The sequence below is a fragment of the Rhodanobacter sp. UC4448_H15 genome, assembly GCF_052978265.1.
Window position 1 is genome coordinate 1,579,174 of sequence record NZ_CM129665.1, and the last position, 16,882, is coordinate 1,596,055.

General features: G+C 64.3%; 11 protein-coding genes. All 11 read left to right on the plus strand.

Annotation, left to right across the window (positions count from 1 at the left end):
- Positions 1-212: 212 nt before the first annotated feature.
- The 11 genes from rpoB (at position 213) to rplB (ending at position 16,879) form a co-directional block, all read left to right on the plus strand.
- Positions 213-4,376, plus strand: coding sequence for a DNA-directed RNA polymerase subunit beta (rpoB, locus tag ACVCMI_RS07070; RefSeq protein WP_395121355.1), 4,164 nt, complete (start codon positions 213-215; stop codon positions 4,374-4,376).
- A 154-nt stretch (positions 4,377-4,530) separates the two neighbouring features.
- Complete coding sequence (gene rpoC, locus ACVCMI_RS07075; protein ID WP_395117258.1) at positions 4,531-8,742, plus strand: DNA-directed RNA polymerase subunit beta'; 4,212 nt, start codon at positions 4,531-4,533, stop codon at positions 8,740-8,742.
- Positions 8,743-8,919: 177 nt separating this feature from the next.
- Positions 8,920-9,294, plus strand: coding sequence for a 30S ribosomal protein S12 (gene rpsL, locus ACVCMI_RS07080; protein WP_007083021.1), 375 nt, complete (start codon positions 8,920-8,922; stop codon positions 9,292-9,294).
- Positions 9,295-9,497: 203 nt separating this feature from the next.
- Entirely contained in the window at positions 9,498-9,965 is a 468-nt protein-coding gene (gene rpsG / locus ACVCMI_RS07085; RefSeq protein ID WP_007514548.1) for a 30S ribosomal protein S7, read from the plus strand.
- A 192-nt stretch (positions 9,966-10,157) separates the two neighbouring features.
- Positions 10,158-12,275, plus strand: a complete 2,118-nt coding sequence (fusA, locus tag ACVCMI_RS07090) for an elongation factor G (RefSeq protein WP_395117261.1) — start codon at positions 10,158-10,160, stop codon at positions 12,273-12,275.
- A 158-nt stretch (positions 12,276-12,433) separates the two neighbouring features.
- Positions 12,434-13,624: an elongation factor Tu gene (gene tuf, locus ACVCMI_RS07095; RefSeq protein ID WP_395117250.1), complete on the plus strand. Its 1,191-nt coding sequence runs from the start codon at positions 12,434-12,436 to the stop codon at positions 13,622-13,624.
- 535 nt (positions 13,625-14,159) lie between these two features.
- The gene (rpsJ, locus tag ACVCMI_RS07100; protein WP_007082173.1) at positions 14,160-14,471 is read left to right on the plus strand and encodes a 30S ribosomal protein S10; all 312 of its coding nucleotides are present in this window, start codon (positions 14,160-14,162) and stop codon (positions 14,469-14,471) included.
- Between the two features lie 20 nt (positions 14,472-14,491).
- Entirely contained in the window at positions 14,492-15,133 is a 642-nt protein-coding gene (gene rplC / locus ACVCMI_RS07105; protein ID WP_395117262.1) for a 50S ribosomal protein L3, read from the plus strand.
- Between the two features lie 11 nt (positions 15,134-15,144).
- Positions 15,145-15,747 (plus strand): 50S ribosomal protein L4, encoded by a 603-nt coding sequence (gene rplD / locus ACVCMI_RS07110; RefSeq protein ID WP_395117264.1) that lies wholly within the window; start codon positions 15,145-15,147, stop codon positions 15,745-15,747.
- Positions 15,744-16,037 carry a 50S ribosomal protein L23 gene (gene rplW, locus ACVCMI_RS07115; protein WP_395117266.1) on the plus strand — a complete coding sequence of 98 codons (294 nt, stop codon included), beginning with the start codon at positions 15,744-15,746 and terminating at the stop codon, positions 16,035-16,037. The genes rplD and rplW overlap by 4 nt, the downstream gene beginning before the upstream one ends.
- Before the next feature lie 17 nt (positions 16,038-16,054).
- Positions 16,055-16,879 carry a 50S ribosomal protein L2 gene (gene rplB / locus ACVCMI_RS07120; protein WP_395117268.1) on the plus strand — a complete coding sequence of 275 codons (825 nt, stop codon included), beginning with the start codon at positions 16,055-16,057 and terminating at the stop codon, positions 16,877-16,879.
- Positions 16,880-16,882: the final 3 nt, after the last annotated feature.

The following is a 16,882-nucleotide window of genomic DNA, read 5'->3' on the forward strand; positions in this document are numbered from 1 at the left end:
TGGGAGCGAAAGCTCCCGGGCTTTGCCCGTTTGAACGGGAATGGGGAATGGAGAATGGCGAATCGTCAGTAACGGCCTTCGGGCCTTGACCGATTCCCCATTCTCGATTCCCGAATCCCCGGCCCGGATGGCGTTGGCCGTCCGGCAAAGACAAATCATCCCTTCAGCCGGTGTGTGCACCGCCGGCGTCACTGCGAACCGAGGCGCTACCGATCATGGCCTACTCGTTTACCGAGAAGAAACGCATCCGCAAAGACTTTGGCAAGCGTCCGCCCGTACTGGGCGTGCCCAACCTGCTGACCATCCAGACCGATTCCTACCGTGAGTTCCTGCAGGAGCACGTCGCGCCGAAGCAACGCGGCGAGAAGGGTTTGCATGCCGCGTTGAAGTCGGTGTTCCCGATCTCCAGCTATTCGGGCAATGCCGCACTCGAGTATGTCGACTACCGCCTCGGCGAGCCGGCGTTCGACGAGCGCGAATGCCGCAACCGCGGCATGACCTTCGGCGCGCCGCTGCGCACCACCGTGCGTCTGGTCATCTACGACAAGGACAGCCCGGCCTCCAAGAAGGTGGTCAAGTACATCAAGGAGCAGGAGGTCTACATGGGCGAGATTCCGCTCATGACCGACACCGGCACCTTCATCATCAACGGCACCGAGCGCGTGATCGTCTCGCAGCTGCATCGTTCGCCGGGCGTGTTCTTCGACCACGACCGCGGCAAGACGCACAGCTCGGGCAAGCTGCTGTTCTCGGCTCGCGTGATCCCCTACCGCGGCTCATGGCTGGACTTCGAGTTCGACCCGAAGGACGCGCTGTTCACCCGCATCGATCGTCGCCGCAAGTTGCCGGTGACGGTGCTGCTGCGTGCGCTCGGCTACAACAACGAAGAGATGCTGGGCATCTTCTTCGAGCACAACGTGTTCCACCTGGGCAAGAAGGGCGGCACCACGCTGGAGCTGGTTGCCGAGCGCCTTCGCGGCGAGACGCTGAGCTTCGACCTGGCCATCGGCGGCAAGGTGCTGGTGGAAGCCGGCAAGCGCATCACCGCGCGCCACGTGCGCCAGCTGGCGGCCGAGAACATCACCGCGCTGGAAGTACCGGATGACTATCCGGTCGGCCGCATCGTGGCGAAGGACATCGTCGACAGCAAGACCGGCGAGCTGCTGGCCTCGGCGAACGACGAGATCACCGCCGAGCAGTTGGAGAACTTCCGCAAGGCCGGCATCGAGATCGTGCCGACGTTGTACGTCAACGACCTGGACCGCGGCGCCTACATCTCGCACACCCTGCGCATCGACAACACCACGACGCCGCTGGAGGCGCTGGTGGAGATCTACCGCATGATGCGTCCGGGCGAGCCGCCGACCAAGGACGCCGCGCAGAACCTGTTCTTCAACCTGTTCTTCACCTTCGACCGTTACGACCTGTCGAGCGTGGGCCGGATGAAGTTCAACCGCCGCGTGGGCCGCAAGGAAATCCTCGGCCCGGGCGTGCTGTACGACTACAAGTACTTCAGCGAGCGCAAGGAAGAGGAGTCGCAGCGACTGGTCGCCGAGCAGGGCGAGAGCTCCGACATCCTCGACGTGCTGAAGGTGCTGATCGACATCAAGAACGGCCACGGCACCGTGGACGACATCGACCACCTGGGCAACCGCCGCGTGCGTTCGGTGGGCGAAATGGCGGAGAACACCTTCCGCATCGGCCTGGTGCGCGTGGAGCGTGCGGTTCGCGAACGCCTCAGCCTGGCCGAAGCCGATGGCCTGACCCCGCAGGACCTGATCAATGCCAAGCCGGTCGCGGCGGCGGTGAAGGAGTTCTTCGGTTCCTCGCAGCTGTCGCAGTTCATGGACCAGAACAACCCGCTGTCGGAAGTCACCCACAAGCGCCGCGTCTCCGCGCTCGGGCCGGGTGGCCTTACCCGCGAACGCGCTGGCTTCGAGGTGCGCGACGTGCATCCGACCCATTACGGCCGCGTCTGCACCATCGAAACGCCGGAAGGCCCGAACATCGGCCTGATCAACTCGCTGGCCGTTTACGCGCGCACCAACGCCTACGGCTTCCTCGAGACGCCGTACCGCAAGGTGGCCGGCGGCAAGGTCACCGACACGGTCGATTACCTGTCGGCGATCGAGGAGGGCGACCACGTGATCGCGCAGGCGAACTCGCCGCTGGACAAGCATGGCGCCTTCATCGAGGACTTCGTGTCCTGCCGCTTCCGCGGTGAATCCGAGCTGCGCCCGGCGTCCGAAGTGGACTACATGGACGTCTCGCCGATGCAGACCGTGTCGGTCGCCGCGGCGCTGGTGCCGTTCCTGGAGCACGACGACGCGAACCGCGCACTGATGGGCGCGAACATGCAGCGTCAGGCGGTACCGACCCTGCGTTCGCAGACCCCGCTGGTCGGCACCGGCGTCGAGCGCGCCGTGGCGCGCGACTCCGGCGTCATCGTCTCGGCCAAGCGCGGCGGCGTGATCGACCAGGTCGACGCGGCGCGCATCGTGGTGCGCGTGAACGAGGACGAGGTGGGCGACAACGACGCCGGCGTCGACATCTACACGCTGACCAAGTACACCCGCTCCAACCAGAACACCAACCTCAACCAGCGTCCGCTGGTCAACGTCGGTGACGTGGTGGCAAAGGGCGACACGCTGGCCGACGGCTCGTCGACCGACCTGGGCGAGCTCGCGCTCGGCCAGAACATGCTGATCGCGTTCATGCCGTGGAACGGCTACAACTTCGAAGACTCGATCCTGCTCTCCGAGCGTGTCGTGCAGGAAGACCGCTACACCTCGATCCACATCGAGGAGCTGTCCTGCATCGCGCGCGACACCAAGCTGGGCGCCGAGGAAATCACCGCCGACATCCCGAACGTGGGCGAGCAGGCGCTGGCGCGCCTGGACGAGTCGGGCATCGTCTACATCGGTGCCGAGGTGAAGGCCGGCGACATCATGGTCGGCAAGGTCACGCCGAAAGGCGAGAGCCAGCTGACCCCGGAAGAGAAGCTGCTGCGCGCGATCTTCGGCGAGAAGGCATCCGACGTGAAGGACAGCTCGCTGCGCGTGCCGCCGGGCATGGACGGCACCGTCATTGACGTGCAGGTGTTCACCCGTGACGGCATCGAGAAGGACAAGCGCGCCAAGCAGATCGAGGAAACCGAGGTCAAGCGGGTGCGCAAGGATCTGGACGACCAGTTCCGCATCCTGGAAGGCGCGATCTACAGCCGCATGCGCACCCAGCTGGTCGGCAAGACCGCACAGAGCGGTCCGGGCGGCCTCAAGCGCGGCACCGAGATCACCGACGCCTACCTCGACGGCCTGAAGAAGGACGACTGGTTCAAGATCAACGTCAAGGACGAGGACGTCACCGAGTTCCTCGAGCGTGCCGCCGACCAGATCAAGCGCCACAAGGAAGAGTTCGACAAGCGCTTCAAGGAGAAGCAGGGCAAGATCACCCAGGGCGACGACCTCGCGCCGGGCGTGCTGAAGATGGTCAAGGTGTTCCTGGCCGTGAAGCGCCGCATCCAGCCGGGCGACAAGATGGCCGGCCGCCACGGCAACAAGGGCGTGGTTTCCAACGTGGTGCCAGTCGAGGACATGCCGTACATGGCCAACGGCGAGGCGGTGGATATCTGCCTCAACCCGCTGGGCGTGCCTTCGCGCATGAACATCGGCCAGATTCTGGAAGTGCATCTGGGCTGGGCCGCCAAGGGCCTGGGCAAGAAGATCCAGAAGATGCTCGAGGCGCAGGAGAAGGTGGTCGAGATCCGCAAGTTCCTCGACCAGATCTACAACACCCACGTCGCCGGCGCGGTGCAGCACGTCGACCTGAAGTCGCTCACCGACAAGGAGATCCTGGCGCTCGCCACCAACCTGCAGGAAGGCGTGCCGATGGCGACGCCGGTGTTCGACGGCGCCGAGGAGACCGAGATCAAGGCGATGCTGAAGCTGGCGGATCTGCCCGAGTCGGGCCAGACCACGCTGTACGACGGTCGCACCGGCGAGGCGTTCGATCGCCCGGTCACCGTGGGCTACATGCATTACCTGAAGCTCAACCACCTGGTTGACGACAAGATGCACGCACGCTCCACCGGCCCGTACTCGCTGGTCACCCAGCAGCCGCTGGGCGGCAAGGCGCAGTTCGGCGGCCAGCGCTTCGGCGAAATGGAAGTCTGGGCGCTGGAAGCCTACGGCGCGGCCTACACCCTGCAGGAAATGCTGACGGTGAAGTCCGATGACGTGCAGGGCCGCAACCAGATGTACAAGAACATCGTCGACGGCAACCACGAGATGTCGGCAGGCATGCCGGAGTCCTTCAATGTGCTGGTGAAGGAAATCCGCTCGCTCGCCATCAACATCGACCTGGAAGAGGTCAAGTGATCGACGGGGTTCGGGATACGGGATTACCAGACATTCGTCTGTTAAAAGCCGGGATTTGCAAAAGCAAACCCGGTCCCGGCCCCGGATCCGGCGAACCTGATCTTGTTCGAACTGCGGACCTCGACCCAAGAATTTGCTCCGACCGGAGATTCAAATGAAAGACTTGCTCAACCTCTTCAACCAGCAGCGTGCGACGCCGGATTTCGACGCGATCAAGATTGCGCTCGCGTCGCCGGAGCTGATCCGCTCGTGGTCGTACGGTGAAGTGAAGAAGCCGGAGACGATCAACTACCGTACCTTCAAGCCGGAGCGTGACGGCCTGTTCTGCGCGGCCATCTTCGGTCCGGTGAAGGACTACGAGTGCCTGTGCGGCAAGTACAAGCGCATGAAGCACCGCGGCGTGGTCTGCGAGAAGTGCGGCACGGAAGTGACGCTGGCCAAGGTGCGTCGCGAGCGCATGGGCCATATCGAGCTGGCCAGCCCGACCGCCCACATCTGGTTTCTCAAGTCGCTGCCCTCGCGCATCGGCCTGATGCTGGACATGACCCTGCGCGACATCGAGCGCATCCTGTACTTTGAGGCCTTCGTGGTGATCGACCCGGGCATGACCGCGCTGGAGCGCGGCCAGCTGCTCAGCGAGGACCAGTACCTGGAGGCGACCGAGGAACACGGCGACGAGTTCGACGCGCGGATGGGTGCCGAGGCGGTATTCCACCTGCTGAAGTCGCTCGACCTGCCGGGCGAAGTCATCCGCCTGAAGGAAGAGATCGCCTCCACCAATTCCGAGACCAAGCTGAAGCGGCTGACCAAGCGCGTCAAGCTGATCGAGGCGTTCCTGGAATCCGGCAACAAGCCGGAGTGGATGGTGCTGACCGTTCTTCCCGTGCTGCCGCCGGATCTGCGTCCGCTGGTGCCGCTGGATGGCGGCCGCTTCGCGACCTCCGACCTGAACGACCTGTACCGCCGCGTCATCAACCGCAACAACCGTCTGAAGCGGCTGCTCGAGCTCAATGCGCCGGACATCATCGTGCGCAACGAGAAGCGCATGCTGCAGGAATCGGTCGATGCGCTGCTCGACAACGGCCGCCGCGGCCGTGCCATCACCGGCACCAACAAGCGCGCGCTGAAGTCGCTGGCCGACATGATCAAGGGCAAGCAGGGCCGCTTCCGCCAGAACCTGCTGGGCAAGCGCGTTGACTACTCCGGTCGTTCGGTGATCGTGGTCGGCCCGACCCTGCGCCTGCACCAGTGCGGTCTGCCGAAGAAGATGGCGCTGGAGCTGTTCAAGCCATTCATCTTCGCCAAGCTGCAGGCGCGTGGCGAAGCCACCACCATCAAGGCGGCAAAGAAGCTGGTCGAGCGCGAAGAGGCCCAGGTGTGGGACATCCTCGAAGAGGTGATCCGCGAACATCCGGTACTGCTGAACCGTGCGCCGACCCTGCATCGCCTCGGCATCCAGGCGTTCGAGCCGAAGCTGATCGAAGGCAAGGCGATCCAGCTGCATCCGCTGGTCTGCACCGCGTTCAACGCCGACTTCGACGGCGACCAGATGGCTGTCCACGTGCCGCTGTCGATCGAGGCGCAGCTGGAAGCGCGCACCTTGATGATGTCGACCAACAACATCCTGTCGCCGGCGAACGGCGAGCCGATCATCGTGCCGACCCAGGACGTCGTGCTGGGCCTGTATTACCTGACCCGTGAGCTGATCAACGCCAAGGGCACCGGCATGGTGTTCTCCGGCATTGGCGAGGCACGTCGCGCATACGACAACCGCGCAGTCGAGTTGCACGCCAAGGTCAAGGTGCGCATGAAGCTGGTGCACATCGCCGAAGACGGTACCCGCACGCAGCAGACCAGGATCGTCGATACGACGGTCGGTCGCGCCTTGCTGGCCGAGATCATGCCCGAGGGCCTCCCGTTCGAGCTGGCCAACACCGAGCTGACGAAGAAGAACATCTCGCGTCTGATCAACTCCAGCTACCGTCTGCTGGGCCTGAAGGACACGGTCGTGTTCGCCGATCAGCTGATGTATGCCGGCTATCGCTACGCGACTCGTTCGGGCATCTCGATCGGCATCGACGACATGCTGATTCCGGCCGAGAAAAAGCCGATCCTGGAAGAGGCCGAGAAGGAAGTCGTCGAGATCCAGCAGCAGTACCAGTCCGGTCTGGTCACCGCCGGCGAGCGCTACAACAAGGTGGTCGACATCTGGTCGCGCACCAGCGAGCTGGTGGCCAAGGCGATGATCGACGGCATCGGCACCGAGAAGGTGGTCGATGCCGACGGCAAGACGGTCAACCAGAAGTCGATGAACTCGCTGTACATCATGGCCGACTCCGGCGCGCGTGGCTCGGTGGCGCAGATTCGCCAGCTGGCCGGCATGCGCGGCCTGATGGCGCGCCCGGACGGCTCGATCATCGAGACCCCGATCAAGGCCAACTTCCGCGAAGGCCTGAACGTGCTGCAGTACTTCAACTCGACCCACGGCGCCCGCAAGGGCCTGGCCGATACCGCGCTGAAGACCGCCAACTCCGGTTACCTGACCCGTCGCCTGGTCGACGTGGCGCAGGACGTGGTCATCACCATGGACGACTGCGGCACCGAGGACGGCATCACCATGCAGCCGATCGTCGAAGGCGGCGACGTGGTCGAGCCGTTGCGCGACCGCGTGCTCGGCCGCGTGGTGGTCGAGGACGTCTACGCCCCGGGCGACGACGACCAGCCGATCGTCACCCGCGACACCCTGCTCAACGAGGCACTGGTCGAGAAGCTGGACAAGGCCGGCGTGCAGATCATCAAGGTGCGTTCGCCGATCACCTGCGAAGCCGAACATGGCGTGTGCAAGCTGTGCTACGGCCGCGATCTGGCCCGTGGCCATCTGGTCAACATGGGCGAGGCCGTGGGCGTGGTGGCCGCGCAGTCGATCGGCGAGCCCGGCACCCAGCTGACCATGCGCACCTTCCACATCGGCGGTGCGGCTTCGCGTGCGGCGGCGGTGGACAACGTGACGGTGAAAACCACCGGTTCGCTGAAGTACAACAACCTGAAGTCGGTGCAGCACAAGCAGGGCCATCTGGTGGCGGTGTCGCGTTCCGGCGAACTGAGCGTGATCGACGCCAGCGGCCGCGAGCGCGAGCGCTACAAGGTGCCGTACGGCGCCACCATCGCGGTCAAGGACGGTGCGGCGGTCAAGCCGGGCCAGACCGTGGCCAACTGGGACCCGCATACCCACCCGATCGTCACCGAGGTGGCCGGCGTGGTGCGCTTCATCGACTTCCTCGACGGCGTCACCGTGCAGAGCCAGACCGACGAACTCACCGGCCTGGAGTCGGCGGTGGTCACCGATCCGAAGCGCCGCGGCGCACAGGCGAAGGACCTGCGTCCGATCGTGCGCCTGGAAGACGCCAAGGGCCGCGAGCTGAAGCTGCCGGGCACCGACATTGCCGCGCAGTACTTCCTGCCGGCCGGTGCCATCGTGTCGATCCAGAACGGCGCCGAGGTGGGCGTGGGCGACGTGATCGCGCGCATTCCGCAGGAGAGCTCGAAGACCCGCGACATCACCGGCGGTCTGCCGCGCGTGGCCGACCTGTTCGAGGCGCGCAAGCCGAAGGAGCCGGCGATCCTGGCCGAGCGTTCGGGCATCGTCAGCTTCGGCAAGGACACCAAGGGCAAGCAGCGCCTGGTCATCAAGGACGTCGACGGCAACGAGCACGAGGAACTGATTCCGAAGTGGCGTCAGGTCATCGTGTTCGAGGGCGAGCATGTGGAGAAGGGCGAAACCGTCGTCGACGGCGAGCCGAGTCCGCATGACATCCTGCGCCTGCTGGGCGTGGAGCCGCTGGCCGGTTACCTGGTCAAGGAGATCCAGGACGTGTATCGCCTGCAGGGCGTGAAGATCAACGACAAGCACATCGAGGCGATCATTCGCCAGATGCTGCGCAAGATCGAGATCGTCGAGCCGGGCGACAGCCATTACCTGCGCGGAGAGCAGATCGAGCGCGTGCGGATCAACGCCGAGAACGAGCGGGCCGTGGCCAAGGGCGAGCGACCGGCCGAATACCAGTCGATCCTGCTTGGCATCACCAAGGCTTCGCTGGCGACCGAGTCGTTCATTTCGGCCGCCTCGTTCCAGGAAACCACCCGCGTGTTGACCGAAGCTGCGGTGCGCGGCACCCGTGATACCTTGCGGGGCCTGAAGGAAAATGTTATTGTCGGCCGTCTCATTCCGGCAGGCACGGGCTTGGCGTACCACGCATTGCGTCGTCGCCAGGGCGGTTTGACCGCCACGGAGCTCGAGACGCTTTCCGGAACCACGCCTGCGACCCCGGTCGCAGAGGTGACCGGTGCAGATGGTGGTGCCGAGTAAGCCCGTTCGAGGCTTCACTCGCTGACATACGAAATGAGGCGCAGGGACGCGCCTCGTGTTCGGGTCAAGGACGGCAGGGCGTCAGCTTGCCCATGGCAAGCGGCTCATGTTAAATTCCCGCTTCTTGGCAGACCGAGCTTGATCGGGCTGCCTTTATGTTTTCAGGAACAGCTACGCATGACGACAGTCAACCAGTTGGTGCGCAAGAACCGCAGTCCCAAGACCTACAAGAGCGGTTCGCCGGCCTTGCAGAGCAGCCCGCAGCGCCGCGGCGTCTGCACGCGCGTTTACACCACCACCCCGAAAAAGCCGAACTCGGCCCTGCGCAAGGTCGCCAAGGTGCGCCTGACCAACGGTTTCGAGGTCATCAGCTACATCGGCGGTGAAGGGCACAACCTGCAGGAGCACTCCGTGGTGCTGATCCGCGGCGGCCGTGTCAAGGACCTGCCGGGTGTGCGCTACCACACGGTGCGCGGCAGCCTCGATTGCGCCGGCGTGACCAAGCGCCGCCAGTCGCGTTCCAAGTACGGCGCCAAGCGCCCGAAGAAGTAACGCCCGGGCCTGCCAGGCAGGCGGGCAGGGTCGACCGCCCGGGTTGCCGGGTCGGGCACCTGCAAGAGTGAGACATCTGGAAAGTGCGGCCATGGACGGGCGCTTTGGCTTCGCAGGCGGGATGCCTGCAAAAACATCGATGCGGCCATAACGGCTGCTTTTCGTGCGGGCAGGGTTGCCTGCGAAAACAACGGACAACAAACATGTCGCGCAAAGGTTCACATCCCGCCCGTCTGGTTCTGCCGGATCCCAAGCATGGCAGCCAGCTGATTGCCCGCTTCATCAACATGGTGATGAAGAGCGGCAAGAAGTCCGTGGCTGAGAGCATCGTTTACGGTGCGCTGCAGCACATCGGCGAAAAGAATGCCGAGCCGGTGGCCCTGGTCGAGAAGGCACTGAACAACATCGCCCCGGCGGTCGAGGTGAAGTCCCGCCGCGTGGGTGGTGCCACCTACCAGGTGCCGGTCGAGGTGCGTCCGGGCCGTCGCATGGCGCTGGCGATGCGCTGGGTCATCGATGCTGCCCGCAAGCGTGGCGAAACCTCGATGCCGCGCAAGCTGGCTGCCGAGCTGCTGGAGGCCTCCGAAAGCCGCGGCGGCGCCGCCAAGAAGCGTGAAGAGACGCACCGCATGGCCGAGGCCAACAAGGCCTTCTCGCACTATCGCTGGTAATTGAAGTTGCGCTTGCCGCCAAACAGTGGCGGCGAGCGACAAAAGCCGCCGTCCATGGCGGACCAGGGATACCGGGCCGCTTCAATGGCGGCCAAAAGCAAGCCGCCTTCAAGGGCGGATTTCTCACAAGCTCTCGGCCCGGACGGCCGCGTCCAGACATGGGGCAGGGCTGCCCGGCAAAGGTAATCATCCATGGCACGCAACACTCCCCTCGACCGCTACCGCAACTTCGGCATCATGGCCCACATCGATGCCGGCAAGACCACGACCACGGAGCGCATCCTGTTCTACACCGGCGTCAGCCACAAGATCGGCGAGGTGCATGACGGCGCGGCCACCATGGACTGGATGGAGCAGGAGCAGGAGCGCGGCATCACCATCACCTCCGCGGCTACCACGGCCTTCTGGAAGGGCATGGATGGTTCGATGGAGCAGCATCGCTTCAACATCATCGACACCCCCGGACACGTCGACTTCACCATCGAGGTGGAGCGCTCGCTGCGCGTGCTCGACGGCGCCGTATTCGTGCTGTGCGCGGTCGGTGGCGTGCAGCCGCAGTCCGAGACCGTGTGGCGCCAGGCCAACAAGTACAAGGTGCCGCGCCTTGCGTTCGTCAACAAGATGGATCGCACCGGCGCCAATTTCGAGAAGGTCGTCGGCCAGCTGAAGTCGCGCCTCGGTGCCCACCCGGTGCCGATGCAGGTGCCGATCGGTGCCGAGGACAACTTCACCGGCGTGATCGACCTGTTGCGCATGAAGGCGATCAGCTGGGACATGGAAACCCAGGGCATGAAGTTCGAGCTGAACGACATCCCCGCCGAGCTGGCCGACAAGGCGGCCGAGGCGCATTCCTTCATGGTGGAATCCGCTGCGGAAGCCACCGAAGAACTGATGAACAAGTACCTCGAAGGCGGCGACCTCTCCACCGAGGAGATCATTGCCGGCCTGCGTCAGCGCACGCTCGCCAACGAGATCATTCCCGTGTTCTGCGGTACCGCGTTCAAGAACAAGGGCGTGCAGGCGATGCTCGACGCCGTGGTGCAGCTGTTGCCGTCGCCGGCCGACCGCCCACCGGTGGCCGGTATCGACGAGAACGAGCAGGCGGCCACGCGCAAGGCCGATGACGCCGCGCCGTTCTCCGCGCTGGCGTTCAAGATCATGACCGACCCGTTCGTGGGCTCGCTGACGTTCTTCCGTGTCTACTCGGGCACGCTGAACTCGGGCGACGCCGTGTACAACCCGGTCAAGAGCAAGAAGGAGCGCATCGGCCGCATCCTGCAGATGCACGCGAACGAGCGTCACGAGCTGAAGGAAGTGCGTGCCGGCGACATCGCCGCCGCGGTCGGCCTCAAGGACGTGACCACCGGCGACACGCTGTGCGCGCAGGATCACGTGATTACCCTGGAGCGGATGACGTTCCCGGAGCCGGTGATTTCGATGGCGGTCGAGCCGAAGACCAAGTCGGACCAGGAAAAGATGGGCATCGCGCTGGGTCGCCTGGCTGCCGAAGATCCGTCGTTCCGCGTCCGTACCGACGAGGAATCCGGTCAGACCATCATCTCCGGCATGGGCGAGCTGCACCTGGACATCCTGGTCGATCGCATGCGCCGCGAGTTCAACGTCGAGGCCAATGTCGGCAAGCCGCAGGTGGCTTACCGCGAGACGATCCGCGCTTCGGACGTCAAGTCGGACTACAAGCACGCCAAGCAGTCGGGCGGCAAGGGTCAGTACGGCCACGTCGTGATCGAGCTGTCGCCGATGACGGAAGAGGAGCGCAAGAGCCCGGACGTCAAGGACGATTTCCTGTTCGTCAACGAGATCACCGGCGGCGTGATCCCGAAGGAGTTCATCCCCTCGGTCGAGAAGGGCCTGCGCGAGACCATCACCAGCGGTCCGCTTGCCGGGTTCCCGGTGGTGGGCGTCAAGGTGAAGCTGGTGTTCGGTTCGTACCACGACGTCGACTCGTCGGAAATGGCGTTCAAGCTGGCCGCCTCGATGGCGTTCAAGCAGGGCTTCAACAAGGCCAATCCGGTGCTGCTCGAGCCGATCATGAAGGTCGAGGTGGTGACTCCGGAGGAATATGTCGGTGACGTGATGGGCGACATGAGCCGCCGTCGCGGCCTGCTTCAGGGCCAGGACGACACGCCGTCGGGCAAGACCATCGACGCGATGGTTCCGCTGGGCGAGATGTTCGGCTATGCGACCACCATCCGCTCGCTGACCCAGGGCCGTGCAACCTTCACGATGGAATTCGACCACTACGCCGAGGCACCGAACAACATCGCCGAGCAGGTGATCAAGAAGGCCTGATTGGCGCGATCGTCCTGATCGCAAGAGCAAGATCAAACAGCGGCCATCCATGGCCGTACTCTTCAAGAAAAGCAGTGCGACCTTCGACGGGTCGCGTAGATTGAAAGCGACGCGGCGGACGCCGCACTGACGAACGTTCCAGCTAGAGGTCTCAAGTCATGGCAAAGGGTAAATTCGAACGCACCAAGCCGCACGTCAACGTCGGCACGATTGGTCACGTGGATCACGGCAAGACGACGCTGACGGCGGCGCTGACGAAGGTCGGTGCCGAGCGTTTCGGTGGAGAATTCAAGGACTACAGCGCGATCGACGCGGCGCCGGAAGAGAAGGCGCGCGGCATCACGATCTCGACCGCGCACGTGGAATACGAGTCGCCGACCCGTCACTACGCGCACGTCGACTGCCCCGGCCACGCGGACTACGTGAAGAACATGATCACCGGTGCGGCGCAGATGGACGGCGCGATCCTGGTGTGCTCGGCCGCGGACGGCCCGATGCCGCAGACGCGCGAGCACATCCTGCTGTCGCGCCAGGTCGGCGTGCCGTACATCGTGGTGTTCCTGAACAAGGCGGACATGGTCGATGACGCCGAGCTGCTCGAACTGGTCGAGATGGAAGTGCGCGAGCTGCTGAGCAAGTACGACTTCCCGGGCGACGACACCCCGATCATTCATGGTTCGGCGCTGAAGGCGCTGGAAGGCGACCAGAGCGAAATCGGCGTGCCGGCGATCATCAAGCTGGTGGACGCGCTGGACAGCTACATTCCCGAGCCGGTGCGCACGATCGACAAGCCGTTCCTGATGCCGGTGGAAGACGTGTTCTCAATCTCCGGCCGCGGCACCGTGGTGACCGGTCGTATCGAGCGCGGCGTGATCAAGGTGGGCGACGAAATCGAAGTGGTCGGCATCCGCGACACGCAGAAGACCACGGTCACCGGCGTGGAGATGTTCCGCAAGCTGCTGGACCAGGGCCAGGCGGGCGACAATGCCGGCCTGCTGCTGCGCGGCCTGAAGCGCGACGACGTGGAGCGTGGCCAGGTGCTGGCCAAGCCGGGCACGATCACCCCGCACACGGACTTCGAGGCCGAAGTGTATGTGCTGTCGAAGGACGAGGGTGGCCGTCACACGCCGTTCTTCAAGGGCTATCGCCCGCAGTTCTACTTCCGCACGACCGACGTGACCGGTGCCGTGACCCTGCCGGAAGGCGTGGAAATGGTGATGCCGGGCGACAACGTGAAGATGGTGGTGAGCCTGATCCACCCGATCGCGATGGACGAAGGCCTGCGTTTCGCCATCCGCGAAGGCGGTCGCACCGTCGGCGCCGGCGTGGTGGCCAAGGTCATCAAGTAACGGTTCTTGCGGGAATTCCGGCATGGATGCCGGTTTGATCTTTGCCATCAGGGAGGATGGCTGAAGTAAAGGTCACGAGGTCGCGGGACGAACGGAACCACGCGCTGCCGGGACAACTCCCGCCGTTGAACCGGCCGCGGCTGCGCCGCGCCGGTTCACGCCGGGGCGAGTCGAGGGCGAAGTTGTTTCGCACCTCTTCACTAATCCCGGATTTACCGGTATACTTCGCAGCTCACTTGTCGGACAGACGTGTTTCTGGACGACCAACCGCGAAATGAGGCACAGGACGTGCTTCGAGTTCGCTGGCCGTGGATCGGCCTTCGCAAGTCGACGTGATCGCGGGGCTAGCCCTGTTGACACGTCGTTTTGCGCGAGATTCGGATTGTGCCAGGCGAGCGGATCGATGCTCGCCTGGTGTTTTTCAAAGGGGCCGGCAGATCATCGAGGGCCCCGGACAAGTGGCAAAAGGGCAGTGCGGAGTGGTGAGAAGCCGCTCCGGCATCACAGAACGTTCTTTCGACAACAGGACACGGTTATGGCGAACCAGAAGATTCGCATTCGGCTGAAGGCATACGATCATCGACTGATCGACCGCTCCGCCAGCGAGATCGTCGAGACGGCTAAGCGCACGGGTGCCACGGTACTCGGCCCGATTCCCCTCCCGACCAAGATCGAGCGTTACACCATTCTGACGTCGCCGCACGTCGACAAGGATGCACGCGACCAGTACGAGACCCGTACGCACAAGCGTGTACTCGACATCGTCGACCCGAACGACAAGACCGTGGACGCGCTCATGAAGCTTGATCTCGCCGCTGGCGTCGATGTTCAGATCAAGCTCGGTTGAGCGACAGACAGGATACGAAGATGAGTATCGGATTGGTTGGCCGCAAATGCGGCATGAGCCGACTCTTCACTGAAGACGGCCGCTCGATTCCGGTGACGCTGATTGAAGCGACGCCGAACCGCGTGACCCAGGTGAAGACGGACGACAACGATGGCTACAGCGCCGTCCAGGTTTCCGCAGGCAGCAAGCGTGCGAACCTGCTGACGCAGCCGCTGAAGGGCCACTACGCGAAGGCGAAGGTCGAGCCGGGTCGCGGTCTGTGGGAGTTCCGCGTTGCTGCCGAGGATCTCGGCAAGTACGCGGTGGGCTCGGAGATCAAGGCGGACGACGTGTTCTCCGTCGGCCAGATCGTGGATGTCGCCGGCGTGTCGAAGGGCAAGGGCTTCCAGGGCACGATCAAGCGCTGGAACTTCAAGATGGGCGACGCTACCCACGGCAACTCGCTGTCGCATCGCGCACCGGGCTCGATCGGTCAGCGCCAGACCCCGGGTCGCGTGTTCCCCGGCAAGAAGATGGCCGGCCAGATGGGCAACGTGAATCGTACCCAGCAGGGCCTGGAAGTGGTCAAGGTCGACGCCGAGCGTCATCTGATCGCGGTCAAGGGTGCGGTACCGGGTGCCACCGGTAGCGACGTCGTCATCCGCCCGACGACCAAGAGCTGAGGAGAGACACCATGGAACTCAATGTCATGGGTGCCAAGCCGCTCAGCGTGTCGGACGAAGTGTTCGGCGGCGAGTACAAGAAGGCCCTGGTGCACCAGGTCGTGGTTGCCTATCAGGCCGCTGGCCGCGCCGGTACCAAGGCGCAGCTATCCCGCGGCGAAATGTCCGGCACCACCAAGAAGTTCAAGAAGCAGAAGGGCGGCGGCGCCCGCCACGGTGACTACCGTGCCCCGATCTTCGTCGGTGGTGGTGTCACGTTCGCCGCCAAGCCGCGCAGCTACGAGCAGAAGGTCAACCGCAAGGCTTATCGCGTCGCGATCCGCTCGATCTTTTCCGAGCTGGTTCGCCAGGGTCGCCTGAAGGTGGTCGAGAGCTTCGGCATCGAGACGCCGAAGACCTCCGCGATGGTCGCCAAGCTGGCCGAGCTGGACGTGTCCGGTCGCGTGTTGCTGGTGTCCGAGGATGCCTCCGAATCCGTGTTCCTGGCTGCGCGCAACATCCCCTACATCCATGTGCTGGATGTCATGGGCCTGAACCCCGTCAGCCTCGTCGGCTCCGACCACGTGGTGGTCACGGTCGATGCGGTGAAGAAGATCGAGGAGTGGCTGGCATGAGCAACGAACGCATTCTCGATACGCTGCGTGCGCCGCATATCTCCGAGAAGTCGGCGCGTCTTGCCGAGCACAACCAGTATGTGTTCCTGGTCGCCCCCGCGGCGACCAAGGCCGATGTCCGCGCTGCGGTGGAAAAGCTGTTCGACGTCAAGGTCGAGCAGGTGAACCTCGTCAACGTCAAGGGCAAGGTCAAGTCCTTCCGTTTCCGCGCTGGCAATCGCCAGGGCAAGCGCAAGGCCTACGTGCGTCTTGCCGATGGCCAGGCCATCGACGTGTCCGCCAAGGCCTGAGCCAGGAGTTCTGTGAAATGGCACTAATCAACCACAAGCCGACCTCGCCGGGTCGCCGCGACGCAGTCAGCGTCCGCACGGAAGGCCTGTACAAGGGCGCGCCCTACGCTCCTTTGACCGAGGCGCAATCCCGTACCGGCGGCCGCAACCATCATGGCCGGATCACCACGCGTCATCGTGGCGGCGGTCACAAGCAGCATTACCGCATCATCGACTTCAAGCGTGACAAGGAAGGCATCGCCGCCCGCGTCGAGCGCATCGAATACGATCCCAACCGCACCGCGCACATCGCGCTGCTGTGCTACGCCGATGGCGAGCGTCGCTACATCATCGCGCCCAAGGGCGTGCAGGTGGACGATCGCCTGGTGTCGGGTCGCGAGGCGCCGATCAAGGCCGGCAACTGCCTGCAGCTGCGCAACATCCCGATGGGCAGCACGATCCACTGCGTGGAGCTGCGTCCCGGCAAGGGCGCGCAGATCGCCCGCAGCGCCGGCGCCTCGGTGCAGTTGGTTGCCCGCGAGTCCGGTTACGCCACGTTGCGCCTTCGCTCCGGCGAGATGCGTCGCGTCTCGGTCGATTGCCGCGCCACCATCGGCGAAGTCGGCAACGGCGAGCACAGCCTGAAGAAGCTGGGCAAGGCCGGCGCCAAGCGCTGGGTAGGTATTCGCCCGACCGTCCGCGGCGTGGTGATGAACCCGGTCGACCACCCGCACGGTGGCGGCGAAGGCAAGACCTCCGGCGGTCGTCATCCGGTCAGCCCGTGGGGCACGCCGGCCAAGGGCTACAAGACCCGCAACAACAAGCGCACGCAGCACTTCATCGTGCGTCGTCGTACCAAGTAACAG